This window comes from Polynucleobacter sp. AP-Ainpum-60-G11, assembly GCF_018688375.1.
Classification (GTDB): Bacteria; Pseudomonadota; Gammaproteobacteria; order Burkholderiales; family Burkholderiaceae; genus Polynucleobacter.
Genome location: NZ_CP061318.1, coordinates 1,468,010 through 1,480,990, shown reverse-complemented (window position 1 = coordinate 1,480,990; position 12,981 = coordinate 1,468,010). Strand labels below are relative to the sequence as shown.

Genomic DNA, 12,981 nt, shown 5'->3' with positions numbered 1-12,981 from the left:
GATCACGGTATTTTGGGGTGTGCTGTATCGCAGCAATTCTGGATTAATTCAATTCAGGTGCTATTTTTAACACTTCAAATGCTGCCTTCAGTCGCATCTCATAGACTTGCTTCATTTGAGCCACCTCTTCTGGCGACCATTCTCTAAAGCCTGCACCTTTAGCCATGCCTGTTTTTCCACTACTCACCAGATCCATGACACAAGCAGGTGTCTCTGTTATGTTGGAGAGGGATGGGTAGATGACCTCTGCAGCAAGTGCCATACCCTCCCATCCGGAGATTTCTTTTTGAGTCATCGGGCCAACTGCTGCATAGCGAAAGCCAAAGCTATAGCGTACTGCAGTATCTACATCATCCGGAGAGGCAATGCCCTCTTGCACTAAAGAGAGTGCTTCGCGCATTAATGCGTGTTGAATTCGGTTGGCTAGAAAACCCGGAATATCTCGCTTGACCAATACTGGCTTCTTGCCATGAATGCGATACAGATTACAAATCTGCTCTGCTATTTGAGGATCCGACTTTTCGCCCAAAACTACCTCTACCAAAGGAACAATATGAGCTGGCATAAAGTAGTGGGTGTTAAACATGCGATGGCTTGTTTTAAGGCCTTGTGCAATATCGCTAATTGGAAATCCTGAGCTATTACTACCAATCGGAATGTTGGGTGGTACCCGTTGATCAAGCTCACTAAAAATTGCTTTTTTAAGATCTAGGCGCTCAGAGATAGTTTCAATAATGAGATCGGTATTCTCCCAATCGGACCAATCCGCTATCGTGCCAGCCGTGAGTTGAGCTCCACTGTCACGCCATGCAGGGTTAATAGAGTCGGTACAAGCCTCCACTTTAGAAAGGCTGAGCCTTGCTTTCTGTATATCCCTGCCCAGCAAGATCGTGTTGGCAGAAAAAGCTAGAAAGCTAGCAGCAATCCCCACTCCCATGGTGCCCGTCCCGATTACAACGACTTTGCTCATAGCGCCTCAATTTGTAAATGAAATAAGTTCAATAGCGACCCATTATTCCCTATTCAGGAGCCGTCATCTATTTTCAATAATGGCTACAATAATTTTTTGAATACAGGAGTCTCCATGCCTATTATTGAGTCAGTATCAGTAGCTGCCGTCGCGGTGCCCCTGGATAAGGTCACCTCTTTTTCTACTCGGACGGTATCAGAGCGTCACTATTGCTTGGTTAAAGTGCGCGGCAAGGATGGTAATGAGGGCATTGGCTTTTGTTATGTAGGTAGTGCAGGCGGGGATATTGCCAAGATTGCCGTAGAGCAATTACTAGCCCCAAAACTCATTGGTCAAAATAGCCATCGCAGTGAGGGTCTGTGGATGGATATGTACAACGAGTCTATTTTGCAAGGGCGCGCTGGCGCTGTTATGCGCGGCATCTCTATTCTGGACACGGCACTCTGGGATCTGAATGCCCGTGCGGCCAAGTTGCCCCTTCACCACTATTTGGGGTCAGTCGTAGACGACCGCGTTCCAGCCTACGCCAGTGGTGGCTACTATTTAGATGGCAAAACACCTGCTATGTTGGGTAAGGAGATGGAGTCCTACGTGAAACAGGGCTTTAAGGCCGTCAAAATGAAAGTAGGGCGCTTATCCCCAAGAGAGGAAGAGGCACGCGTTAAGGCCGCTCGTAAGGCCGTAGGTGAGGATGTTTTACTGACCCTGGATGCCAATAATGCTTGGCGTGATCTGCCGACCGCCCTGGAATATATTCGTCGTTTTGAGGCCTACAACCCATATTGGATTGAAGAGCCATTTTCACCAGACGCAATTGATTTACATGCAGCCTTGGCTCGTCAAACTAAGATCAATGTTGCCACTGGTGAGATGGAAGCGGGACGCTGGCGCTTTAGAGAGCTGATTGATGCTGGCGGTGCGGCTATTTTGCAGTCCGATGCTGCGGTATGTGGCGGCATTACGGAGTGGCGTCGTATTTCAGCCTACGCAGATTTAAAAGGTGTGATTGTTTGCCCACACTGGATGCATGACCTCCATGCGCCTTTAGTTGCGGCAACTCCAAATGCGCGGTTTGTAGAGTTTTTCCTTGATGATCAGGTCCTAAACTTCCGCAGATTGATTAACAAGCAATTGACTTTTAAGAATGGAGATTTGATTTTGCATAAAACTCCAGGATTGGGTTTTGAGTTTGATGAGGCGGCGATTAAAAAGTATGCCGGCAAGACTGCTTGGACAAAGATTGTGTAATGGATTTAAATTCCTAGCAATAAAAAATCCCGCACATGAGGCGGGATTTTTTATGTCCTGACGTAGCTAAATTTTCTTAGCTGGATTTCGGATTCAATTTGAAATGGGTGATTGACTGAGTAATCAGCACCAAACCAAACCCTACAAATCCAATGACATCAGCCTCGGTCGATGGATAAGAAAGTGCTACACCAGAAATCACCATAATGATGCGTTCGAAGACCTTGGTCTTTTCGATAAACCAGCCTTGTAGGCCGCCAGCCAAACAGATGATGCCCACTACAGCGGTGAATGAGATCCAAGCAATCTGTGACCAATCGGCTTGCTCTAATGCGGTGGTAGAGCCCATCAGCAATAAGCTCACGCCGGATTTGTCGAGTACGAACATGAAGGGGACCAAAATCGCTGGAGCAACATACTTCCAGGTTTGCAAGGTTGTCTTATAGGGATTGCCTTTACAAATTGCCGCTGCAGCGAAAGGTGATAACGCTGTAGGAGGGGATACCTCAGAAAGTACGGCGTAATAAAAGATGAACATGTGCGCTGCAAATTCTGGAACGCCAAGATTGATTAAGGCAGGTGCCGCGATCACGGCGCAAATGATGTAAGACGCAGTCACTGGAACGGCAAGTCCGACAACCCAAACCACGAGACCTGTGAAGATAGCGGTAAGCAAGAGTGAGCCACCCGCATACTGAATGACGATGGAGCTGAACTTCAAGCCTAAACCAGTTAACGTGACGGTGCCAACAATCAAACCGGCGCCAGCACAGGTCACTGCAATCGCTAGAACGCCTGTGGAGCCGGATGCCAGCGCTTTAGTGAGGTTGGAGTTGTACAAGCCAGAGAAAATTTTCTCTTTACCCTGGAACCATTCCCAAGGAATGATGGCGGTATCGCGACGCAGCATGCTGGAGAGTGCTGATACGACAGTCGCCCAAAATACCGACATGACGGGCGAGAAGCCAAACATCATGAAGACCACAATCGAAATCAATGAGAAGAAGTGGAACCAATATTTTTTGGTGAGCTGCCAGGCAGATTCCGCTGCTTTGAACTGGATGTTCTTCATCCCGTACTTTCGTACGTCAATTTCCACCATGACCAATAGGCCAAGGTAAAACAAAATGGTTGGAATGGTTGCCATCAGCAACACATCTAAGTATGAAATCTTTAAAAAGTCAGCGATCAAGAATGCTGCTGCGCCGAGTACTGGCGGGGAGATGATTGCACCCAAACCACCGGCGGCCAGCAAACCACCGGCCGCATTTTTTTCGTAACCGACTTTATCGAGCATTGGAGCAGCTACCGAACCAACGGTAACAGTAGTGGCTACACCAGAACCTGATGGGCCGCCCAATAAGAATGAAGAAAGAACGATTGTTCTACCAACACCAGAGGATTTACCGCCCATTGCGGCAAAAGAGAAGTCGATAAAGAATTTGCCTGCACCTGTGAACTGGAGAAAGGCGCCAAAAATGGTGAACAAAATAATGAGGGTGGCTGATACGTCAACTGCAGTCCCATAAATGCCTTCCAGCGTCATGTACATGTAACCAACTAGGCGATCAAGGTCATAGCCTTTGTGTGTCCATGGGGCGGGTAAGTAGTTACCAAAGAGGGCGTACGCCAAGAAGAGTGAGGTCACTACTACCAAGACCATGCCATTGGTTCTTCTGACGCTCTCCAGGATTAGGGCGATGAGAAAGACGCCAACCATCACATCAGTTGAATTCGGGGCGGTATTCCGATCAAAAAGATCGTCACCACCGCTGAGGATGTAATAGGCGATAACCACTGACCCGACAGCAAATAAGATATCCCACCACATGAGGCGGTTCTTAAATCGGGCTGCAATTGGAAAGCTCAGGAAAACTAAAAACAGTACTAAGGCTACGTGGATAACACGCAGTTGCTGGGTTGGAACAATCGAGTAAGCGGCATATAGATGAAAGAGTGACATGCCAACCGCCACCAAGGTGATGAACTTGGCCAAGAGACCTTTGTAGTCATTGGAATCACCTTCCTCTTGTTTGATGAAGGCATCTAATTTTTCTTGTGTTTCGTTATCAATCACAGCTTGTGTCATGTCTCTACCTATTTTTTATATACAGCTTTTTTAGTGCTACTAATACTTAATCATCAAAAGACTCAGGAGTGCTGGTGTGCACTCCTGATTATGGGATTCAGTTAAATTAATTTAACTTTACGTTCTTTTCTTTGAAATACTTCGCTGCACCTGGGTGATATGCGATTGGTGTGGAGCTTTGCTTTTGATTCTCAAGGGTTACGTTGATGTACTCCTTATGAGTGCGAACCAATTCAAGTTTGTTATCAAAGACAGCCTTCACAATTTTGTAGGCTTCATCATCAGGCATATTGGCATTAACTACCAAGATATTGGCGACGCCAGCTACTTTATTGTTTTTGGTCATACCGCTATAGGTTTCTTTTGGGATGTCTGTAGCAAAGTACAGGTTGCCGTACTTCTTATTCATGGCAGCGACTTCAGCGGCGTTATCAATCATGACGATTTTCATGCCAGGGCTATTGGCAAGATCGGTAACTGCTGCAGTTGGTAAGCCACCAACCCAGAAGAAAGCATCAATTTTGCGATCTTTTACCGCATTGACGGACTCGGCTACGCTCAAACGCTCGCGTTTGACGTCTTTGTCTTTATCAAGGCCAGCAGCCTCTAACAGACGAAAAGCCATCACTTCGGTTGCGCTACCAGGGGCGCCTGTACTAATGCGCTTGCCCTTAAGGTCCTTCATGGACTTAATGCCAGTAGAGTCCACTGTTACAACGTGCATGAGATTTGGGTATAGCACTAAGAGTGTGCGCAAATCGATTTTCTTGTTTGTGAATTTACCTTCGCCATCTTTAGCATCTTTAGCGGCATCGGCCATTGAGAAGCCAACGTAAGGTTTGCCTGTGCCGATGAGGTTCAGGTTGTCTACTGAGCCACCAGTCACTTCGGCGGTTGCAGACATTCCAGGTACCTTGCTGGAGAGTATTGAGGCAAGTCCACCACCCATTGGGTAATAAACGCCGCCAGTACCGCCGGTTGCTACTGAAATATTTTGTGCTTGTGCTGCGCTAAACAACATAGTGAGCGATAGAGCAATTACTTTTATTAGTTTCATTTTTGTCTCCTGTTTTGCGTCTATTTAATTAAAGGCCTGGCATGCTGAAATTAATCTGTTGTAGTTCACCCAATAACTTCGCTTGCTGATCTGCACTCAGCTGCATGAGTGGTGGGCGTACGCGCAACCACTCTGAATCTTTGCTGAAATGGGCAACTGCAGTTTTCATACCGGCAATCATTTGATATTGAGCAAATATTGAGCGTACTTGATCTAAAGCCGCTTGACGTTGATCTGCGTCAGATTCTCTCCAATGGGCCGCCAATTCAGCGATGGCCCTAGGGTTTACGTTAGCGGTAGCGGAGATGCAGCCAACTCCACCTGCACGCAGGGCACGCATTAGGAATACTTCGCTACCGGCATATACGCGGAAACCTGATGGTGCTAAGAGCTTAATGACTGACTCTGTATAGGCCCAATCACCAGAACTATCTTTCATGCCAACAACAGTTTTTGGGTATTCCTTAGCTAAGCGCTCTAACAAAGAAAGACTTAGATTGATTTTGGTAACAGGCGGAATGTTGTAGATGTAAATTTGTAATCCAGCATCACCCACTTTTTGAATCACTTCTGAGAAGTAGGCGAAAAGACCATCATCAGTGACATCTTTGTAATAAAAAGGTGGCAACATTAAGACACCTGCGCACTTATGTTGAACTGCGTGACGTGTCATATTGACTGTGGCATCAATCGACGTGGCGCCCGTACCAGGCATCATGTGCGCAGGATTTAAGCCGCCTTCAATAAGCGCTGTCAACGTGTCCATCTTTTGTGGGGCAGACATGGAGTTCGCTTCTGAGTTTGTGCCGAAGATAGCCTGACCAACGCCATTGGCTTCGAGCCATTGACATTGCTTCAGTAATTTTTTCGCATCTGGACTTCCGTCTTCTTTAAATGGAGTCAATACAGGTGAGAGTACTGCAGGTAGCGTGGAAGGGTGTAGGGAAATCGTCATGCTTACTCCAATTTAATTTTTTACTTCGGTAAGAAGTGGTTTTTTATTATAGAAAGCTTCTAAATTATCTATTGCTAGGTTCGTCATCAATTGTCGCGTTTCAGAAGTAGCACTTCCAATATGCGGGGTTAGTAAGACATTATCAATATTTAAGAAGTCGACGTTTGGATTTGGTTCATTTTCAAATACATCGAGTGCTGCCCCGGCGATGGTTTTTTGCTGCAGTGCAACTAAAAGTGCAGCTTCATCCACTACGCTGCCTCGCGCAATATTAATAAGATAGCCTCTCGGCCCTAAAGCTTCCAGGACTTCGGTATTAACCATTTTTTCTGTTTCTGGACTGGCGGGGCACGCAAGAATAAGAATGTCTGATGCCTTTGCTAGGGACTTGATATCGCTGAAATACTCGTAAGGAAGCTCTTTGGGAGTAGGGCCGGTATAGGCTAGTTTGACCTTAAAGGGCTCTAAGCGTTTTGCTAGATCTTGCCCAATGCGACCCATACCTGCAATGCCAATACACTTCCCTGCAAGAGTAGTGGTTATGGTGAAAGGTGCTTTCGACCAAGCGGTGCTTTTAACAAAGTCCTGCGCTTCCGGAATGCGACGCAATAAGCTAAAGAGCATGCCAATGGCCAGCTCACAGACGGCATCATTCAGAACGCCTGGGGTATTGCTGGCTTTGATCTCATGGGCCTTGAGATAGTTCAAGGGAAGGTTGTCATAGCCCACGCCACAAGTCGCAACCATTTGTATGCCCGGCATCTTCTCCAGCAACTCTTGCGGGATTTGGGTGTTTGAGCGGGTAAGGATGGCGGTGAAGTTGCCATCGGGAAGCTTGCCCTGAGGGTCAAGTAGTTTGCTTGTGCTCAGTCGCTTATCAATCTCCAATTGCATTATTTCTGGAAATTGCCCGACCTGCAGTACCGAATTGACTGGGATCATGTCTCACTTACTTTTTTATTGGAATAATGAAAACATTGTAAGAGGATTTGTAATCCTTATCTTGCCCCCGAAGGAGAAATTGAGATGTTGTTTACCCCATCCGAAACTAAAGTCGTCATCGTTGGCGGCGGCACTATGGGCGCTGATGTGGCGGCTGTTTGTGCTCGCGGGGGTTGTGCTGTGCAGGTTCTAGAGCCCACCACCGAGCGCCGTGCACTGTTACCAGATTACTTTGCTAACACCATGATTGATTTGGGCTACGAGCATCGTTTACATTTACTCTCTACCGCCGGCTCGTTAGAGGAGATGGATTGGCCAGAGGTCGATTTAGTCATTGAGTGCGTGCCTGAGCGTTTGGATATTAAGCAAGAATTGTTTGCCAAGCTGGAGCAATATGCAAAGCCAGAGGCAGTCTTGGCAAGCAATAGTACGAGCTTTCCGATTAGCGACATTTCAAAAGGGTTGAAAACGTCGGCGCGAATGATTGGTTTGCATTTCTTCATGCCTGCGCACTTGGTGCCGTGTGTAGAAGTGGTCTATGGCCAAAAGACTTCTCCCATGGTGGGCGAAAGCCTTTCTCGATTGATGACGGCCTGCGGTATGGTGCCAGTTACTGTTAAAAAAGATTTGCCAGGCTTCTTAGCAAATCGCTTGCAGCACGCTTTATCACGTGAAGCCTTTGCTATGGTCGATGCGGGGATTGCGAGCCTAGAAGATATTGATAAGGCAGTGCGTTTTGGTTTTGGTTTCCGCTACATCGCTGCTGGACCTGCAATGCAGAGGGATCACGCTGGTCTAGATGTGCATGGCGCTGGTGGCGCAACGATTTATCCCACTCTGAATAACTCCCCAGATATTGCAAAATGTTTGAGCGATCGCATTGCCAGTGGCAAGTTGGGAATGAAAACCGGCGAAGGTTTTTATTCATGGACAGCAGAGACGATGAAGGCGGAGCGAGAGCGCTATCAAGAAGCCTTACGTGAAGGCTTAAAGATCATTCAAAAGGATTTACCAGAGATTAAGTAATCAAACTCTAGGTAAGATCTTTGAGATTGAGCTTTCTCAGTTGGGGTGCAAATTGGTAGGTAAGTAATACGACTAGTATGGTTGCAGCCCCGCCAAATACGATTGATGGAATAAGCCCCATCAGACTTGCTGCAACCCCAGATTCAAGCGCACCCAATTCGTTGGAGGAGCCAATGAATATCCCATTAATAGCACTGATTCTGCCTCGCATCTGATCCGGAGTCGTTAACTGCATAATGCTGCCACGGATTACTACCGAGATAGAGTCGCAACAACCCGAGATAAATAAGAAGAGTGCTGCAAGCCAAAGATTGTTAGAGAGCCCAAAAGCAATAATGGCAATACCAAAGCCGCCGACTGACAAAAATAAGTGTTTGCCAGAATCTTCTAGTAAGGGTCGACGCGCTAAGTAGAGGCCCGTGATGACTGCCCCGGCTGCAGGCGCTGCCCTGAGAATTCCAAGAGCTTCCGGACCAGCATTAAGGACCTCTTTAACAAAGGCCGGAAGAATGGATACAGCACCACCAAATAGCACGGCAAACATATCTAAGAGCATGATGCTGACAATCAGATCATGTTTTCGTACGTAGTTAAAGCCCTCAAAAAAGCTTTTTAAGAAATCATTGCTTACGCCTTCAGGTCGTTCATGTTTGATGTGAATAAAGCTCACTCCATAGAGGCCGATAGCCCCACTCAATGCAGCCATGGCATAAGTCCACTCTAGCCCAGCAAATCCAATCATGAGCCCACCCAGGCCCGGTCCAGCAACAACGCAAATCTGAAAGGCAGAAGATGCGTATGCGGTATAGCGTGGCATTTGATCTCGGGGAATGATTTGACCAAAGATGGCTTGATAAGAAGGGCGCAATAGTGCGCGCGCCAAACCTAAAAAGGCTACTGCCGTGTAAATCAAAGGAACGGGTGGCGTTAGCCAGTCGAGTGCAATTGCGACTAAGAGCAAAGCGACTGCAATGTGGAGGCCACACGCAATCGCCGAAATCAGTTTTCTAGAATGATGATCTACGGCATGGCCAGCATAGAGTGCTAATACAAAGTAGGGGACAAGCTCCGCTAAGCCAATTAGACCAAGGGAAACGACGCTATTAGTAATCTCATAGATATGCCACCCTACTGCAACCATCATGATTTGATAGCTGAGAGTTGCGCCTATGCGATAGAGCAACAAGGTTTTAAAGGCTTGGCTTGTTTTCATGAATTTTTCTTATTCTAAAGGTGACAGTGATTTATTCTCTAGATATGAAAAAAATAATTCGCGTCTGGGATTTGCCGATTCGCCTCTTTCATTGGCTTTTGGTTGTCGGAATTTTTTTGAGTTTCGTGACCGTCAAGATTGGCGGCAATGCCATGGAGTTCCATGCGCGAGTGGGCTACTGTGTTTTAGGTTTGATTATTTTTAGAATCTGCTGGGGCTTGATTGGCTCCCACCATGCCCGTTTTATCAATTTTGTTCCTAGCCCAAAAGGGCTTCTGAATTATCTATCTGGTAGAGCCAAGGCAGGACTGGGGCATAACCCCTTGGGCGCGCTATCTGTTTTAGCTTTACTCTTTTCAATTGGCCTTCAGGCGGTGACTGGTCTTTTCGCAAATGACGATATTGCTTTTGAGGGGCCGCTAGCAAAACAGGTTTCCAATGGAACGGTTGAGCTTTTAACTTCCATTCATCATCAAAATGAAAAGGTTCTCATTATTTTGATTGTTGTTCACCTCTGCGCAATTTTTTATTATCAAAAATTTAGGGGTGAGAACTTAATTAAGCCAATGTTGCTGGGCGATAAAGAAATCGACCCAAGCGAGGAGGTAAGGTATCTACCTGCTGACTTGGGTCAAGCCTCCAAGGATGGAGGTTGGCAACGCGGCTTGGCGTTATTACTGCTCAGCCTGATTGCGGTGATTCTGGGTTACTTGATAACGAACTAATTACTTTTTCTTGAAGTCGTCATGGCAACCTTTGCAGGTGGCGCCAGCTGCGCCAAAAGCCTTCTTAATAGCATCTTGATCGCCCGATTGCGCAGCAGTATTTAGATTTGCAACAGCAAGCTGCATCTTTTCTGAAGCGGCTTTAAATTTAGCGTTGTCCGACCAAACCTCTGGTAGTGCATTGCCACCTTCAGTGCCTGGTCCAAAGGCTTGCCATGGGAGGCTGGAGATGGTTGCAACTACAGCAGCATTCTTCGCTACTTCATCTTTATTAAATGGTGCCTCACCTTTAACTACAGCACCAATTTTCCCAAAAGAATTTGCCATCACAGTAAATGCGCTTTGGCGGTACTTAATTGCATCCTCAGGTTTTTTGAATTGCGCATAAGCAATTCCGCTAACCAGCAATGTTGGTGCAAGGGTGGCTAAAACAAGATGTTTGAGTTTCATAAGAGGCTCCAATAATTTCAATTGATTTGGGGGTGAGGCTATGTGGATTCAGCATACTCCCGAATGCTATTTTTTGCCCATCGGAATCAATCTAGAAAATCATTCTTAAGGGGCTGGTCAGCAAGAGAATCAACCACTCAAAAAAAGCCATCAAGGGGGTCATCCACAGGCTGCCAATAATCCCAGTAAATACGAGGCCTAGAACGATAAAAAAGCCCCAAGGCTCTAACTTACCTAAGGCAATGGATTGGCGCACCGGGAGAAGTCCTGCAAGAATCCGGCCACCATCGAGGGGTGGAAGCGGAAATAGATTGAAAACTAGCAATCCCAAATTCCAAGTAATGCCGGCCTGTGACATGGAGATGAGGAACTTTTCATTGATGCCAAGCCCAACCAAGCCAATGAGTAGGATTAGCCAAATCAAGGCCTGAATGAAATTGGAGCCAGGGCCAGCTAAGGCTACCCAAATAGAGTCAATTCTGGGGTTGCGTAGGCGCCCAAAGTTCACCGGCACTGGTTTGGCATAGCCAACCAAAAAAGGGGATCCTGACAAAATCAATAGCAGGGGGATCAGAATTGTCCCCACGGGGTCTATATGTTTAATGGGGTTGAGGCTTACTCTACCCAGCATATAGGCCGTATTGTCGCCAAATTGACGTGCAGCAAAGCCGTGAGCGGCCTCATGAATCGTGATGGCAAAAATCAAGGGAATCGCATTAATCGCGACAGCTTGGATAGAATAGTCAGTAATCATGGCAATATGATATCCATAGGAGCAAAAAAGTGACTGACGATAAAAAACCTGAATCAAAAACCCCAGCCAAGCCAGTAGCAGCCAAGCCGGTAGCCCGTCCACCAGCCCCCAAAGGCCCATCTGGTCCTGGCGGTAGGCCTCAGGCAGGCTTTGGAGGCGGAAAAGCCATGATGCGTAAGGCTGGCCGCGGCCGATAGTGGATAATTACGATACTAATTAATGAGGATTTAGCATGAACGAATGGCATAAAGAAACGAAAGACGAAATCAACAAGAAGATCATTACTCTGATCGTGATGTTGGCAGCCGCTACTAGCTTGGCTATTTTGTTTGCATTGGTTGCAGCTCATACTGGTTACGTATTCGGTTAATCTGCATTAATGACTAGCCATCGCCAACCTGCAGTATTTGCTGGCCATGGCAGTCCGATGTATGCCATCGAGCCCAATCGCTATACAGCCACTTGGGCTAGTCTTGGTAAATCACTCAAACGCCCAGATGCGATCTTAGTCATCTCGGCCCATTGGGTAACCCGTGGAGTATGGGTTACTGCAATGCCCAAACCTAAAACGATTCATGACTTTGGCGGATTTCCGCAGGCCTTGTTTGATATTCAGTATCCAGCGCCAGGAAGTCCTGCGCTTGCGGATCGCGTAAAAGAATTGCTAGGTGTTCCTGTCGTACTTGAAGAGAATGAATGGGGCATTGATCACGGCGCTTGGTCTGTTCTCAAATATCTTTACCCAAATGCTGATGTTCCTGTGGTGCAGTTGAGTCTAGATGGCTCCTTATCTGCAAATGAGCATTACGAGCTGGCTAAAAAATTGCGCCCTTTGCGTGATGAAAATATTTTAATTCTGGCAAGCGGCAATGTGGTGCATAACTTGCGCACTATCCAATGGGAGGCGGGTGCAAGCCCCTATCCATGGGCTAAAGAGTTTAATGATTTCTTTGTTTCGGAAATGAAGGCTAATCACCATGAGACTTTGATTCATTGGGAGCAATTTGGTGATGCCGCTCATTTATCCATTCCAACCCCTGAGCACTATTGGCCGGCATTGTATGTGCTCGCTCAGCAAGAGCAGGGTGAGGCGCCTAAGACACAAGTTGATGGAATAGAAATGGGTTCCATTGGTATGCTTACTTTTACAATCCAATAAATATTCTTATGTGGCCATCTATTCTTGCAATCTTCTGCGGCGCCGGTCTTGGTGCATTACTGAGGGCAGGCTTTAATCTTGTAACAGTCAATGTCGCATCAATGCTTCCTTTGGGAACCTTTATTTCCAATATGGTTGGCGGTTACCTAATTGGTATTGCGGTAGCCTTCTTTGGAAACAATCCCAATCTCTCCCCAGAATGGAAGTTGTTCGTGATTACAGGCTTCCTAGGCGGCCTCACAACTTTCTCCAGCTTTTCTGCTGAGGTTGTAGGATTTATGCAGCGGGGCGAAGTGACTTGGGCGCTAGGTACAGCGCTCCTGCATTTGGTAGGCTCGCTGTGCCTTACTTTCTTGGGTATTTTGACTTACCAAGCGCTGAAGTAAGTTTTTC

Annotated in this window: 15 protein-coding genes; 7 read left to right on the top strand and 8 right to left on the bottom strand. The window is 46.8% G+C overall.

Going from position 1 to position 12,981, the window contains the following annotated elements:
* Positions 1 to 43 precede the first annotated feature (43 nt).
* The gene (locus FD971_RS07700) at positions 44 to 970 is read right to left on the bottom strand and encodes a 3-hydroxyacyl-CoA dehydrogenase NAD-binding domain-containing protein (RefSeq protein WP_215333741.1); all 927 of its coding nucleotides are present in this window, start codon (positions 968 to 970) and stop codon (positions 44 to 46) included.
* Positions 971 to 1,084: 114 nt separating this feature from the next.
* On the opposite strand from FD971_RS07700, the gene FD971_RS07695 reads away from it, so the two are divergent.
* The gene (locus FD971_RS07695) at positions 1,085 to 2,218 is read left to right on the top strand and encodes a mandelate racemase/muconate lactonizing enzyme family protein (RefSeq protein WP_215333739.1); all 1,134 of its coding nucleotides are present in this window, start codon (positions 1,085 to 1,087) and stop codon (positions 2,216 to 2,218) included.
* A 76-nt stretch (positions 2,219 to 2,294) separates the two neighbouring features.
* Here FD971_RS07695 and FD971_RS07690 read toward each other — a convergent pair whose 3' ends face one another.
* From FD971_RS07690 to FD971_RS07675, 4 genes are all read right to left on the bottom strand, one after another.
* On the bottom strand, positions 2,295 to 4,307 hold the full coding sequence (locus tag FD971_RS07690; RefSeq protein WP_215333737.1) for a TRAP transporter permease: 2,013 nt from the start codon (positions 4,305 to 4,307) through the stop codon (positions 2,295 to 2,297).
* Positions 4,308 to 4,413: 106 nt separating this feature from the next.
* The gene (locus FD971_RS07685; RefSeq protein ID WP_215333735.1) at positions 4,414 to 5,364 is read right to left on the bottom strand and encodes a TAXI family TRAP transporter solute-binding subunit; all 951 of its coding nucleotides are present in this window, start codon (positions 5,362 to 5,364) and stop codon (positions 4,414 to 4,416) included.
* A 28-nt stretch (positions 5,365 to 5,392) separates the two neighbouring features.
* Positions 5,393 to 6,319, bottom strand: coding sequence for a dihydrodipicolinate synthase family protein (locus tag FD971_RS07680; protein WP_215333733.1), 927 nt, complete (start codon positions 6,317 to 6,319; stop codon positions 5,393 to 5,395).
* Between the two features lie 12 nt (positions 6,320 to 6,331).
* The gene (locus tag FD971_RS07675) at positions 6,332 to 7,261 is read right to left on the bottom strand and encodes a 2-hydroxyacid dehydrogenase (protein ID WP_215333731.1); all 930 of its coding nucleotides are present in this window, start codon (positions 7,259 to 7,261) and stop codon (positions 6,332 to 6,334) included.
* A gap of 84 nt (positions 7,262 to 7,345) precedes the next feature.
* Here FD971_RS07675 and FD971_RS07670 point away from each other — a divergent pair, with 84 nt between their 5' ends.
* Complete coding sequence (locus tag FD971_RS07670) at positions 7,346 to 8,287, top strand: 3-hydroxyacyl-CoA dehydrogenase family protein (RefSeq protein ID WP_215333729.1); 942 nt, start codon at positions 7,346 to 7,348, stop codon at positions 8,285 to 8,287.
* Positions 8,288 to 8,294: 7 nt separating this feature from the next.
* Here the strand turns inward: FD971_RS07670 and FD971_RS07665 are convergent, their stop codons facing one another.
* Positions 8,295 to 9,500, bottom strand: coding sequence for an MFS transporter (locus FD971_RS07665; protein WP_215333727.1), 1,206 nt, complete (start codon positions 9,498 to 9,500; stop codon positions 8,295 to 8,297).
* A 44-nt stretch (positions 9,501 to 9,544) separates the two neighbouring features.
* Between FD971_RS07665 and FD971_RS07660 the strand changes: the two genes are divergently transcribed.
* A complete protein-coding gene (locus FD971_RS07660; RefSeq protein ID WP_215333725.1) occupies positions 9,545 to 10,225 on the top strand; it encodes a cytochrome b/b6 domain-containing protein in 681 nt (226 codons plus the stop codon).
* Here FD971_RS07660 and FD971_RS07655 read toward each other — a convergent pair whose 3' ends face one another.
* Together FD971_RS07655 and FD971_RS07650 are read right to left on the bottom strand one after the other, a co-directional pair.
* The gene (locus tag FD971_RS07655) at positions 10,226 to 10,675 is read right to left on the bottom strand and encodes a cytochrome c (protein WP_215333723.1); all 450 of its coding nucleotides are present in this window, start codon (positions 10,673 to 10,675) and stop codon (positions 10,226 to 10,228) included. It lies immediately after the preceding gene.
* A 91-nt stretch (positions 10,676 to 10,766) separates the two neighbouring features.
* The gene (locus FD971_RS07650; protein ID WP_215333721.1) at positions 10,767 to 11,429 is read right to left on the bottom strand and encodes a site-2 protease family protein; all 663 of its coding nucleotides are present in this window, start codon (positions 11,427 to 11,429) and stop codon (positions 10,767 to 10,769) included.
* 29 nt (positions 11,430 to 11,458) lie between these two features.
* On the opposite strand from FD971_RS07650, the gene FD971_RS07645 reads away from it, so the two are divergent.
* From FD971_RS07645 to crcB, 4 genes are read left to right on the top strand one after another with little or no spacing between them, the layout of a single operon-like run.
* Positions 11,459 to 11,626: a hypothetical protein gene (locus tag FD971_RS07645; protein WP_015421675.1), complete on the top strand. Its 168-nt coding sequence runs from the start codon at positions 11,459 to 11,461 to the stop codon at positions 11,624 to 11,626.
* 35 nt (positions 11,627 to 11,661) lie between these two features.
* Positions 11,662 to 11,799: a hypothetical protein gene (locus tag FD971_RS07640; RefSeq protein WP_173960827.1), complete on the top strand. Its 138-nt coding sequence runs from the start codon at positions 11,662 to 11,664 to the stop codon at positions 11,797 to 11,799.
* 9 nt (positions 11,800 to 11,808) lie between these two features.
* The gene (ygiD, locus tag FD971_RS07635; RefSeq protein ID WP_215333719.1) at positions 11,809 to 12,588 is read left to right on the top strand and encodes a 4,5-DOPA dioxygenase extradiol; all 780 of its coding nucleotides are present in this window, start codon (positions 11,809 to 11,811) and stop codon (positions 12,586 to 12,588) included.
* 8 nt (positions 12,589 to 12,596) lie between these two features.
* Positions 12,597 to 12,974, top strand: a complete 378-nt coding sequence (gene crcB / locus FD971_RS07630) for a fluoride efflux transporter CrcB (RefSeq protein ID WP_215333717.1) — start codon at positions 12,597 to 12,599, stop codon at positions 12,972 to 12,974.
* Positions 12,975 to 12,981: the final 7 nt, after the last annotated feature.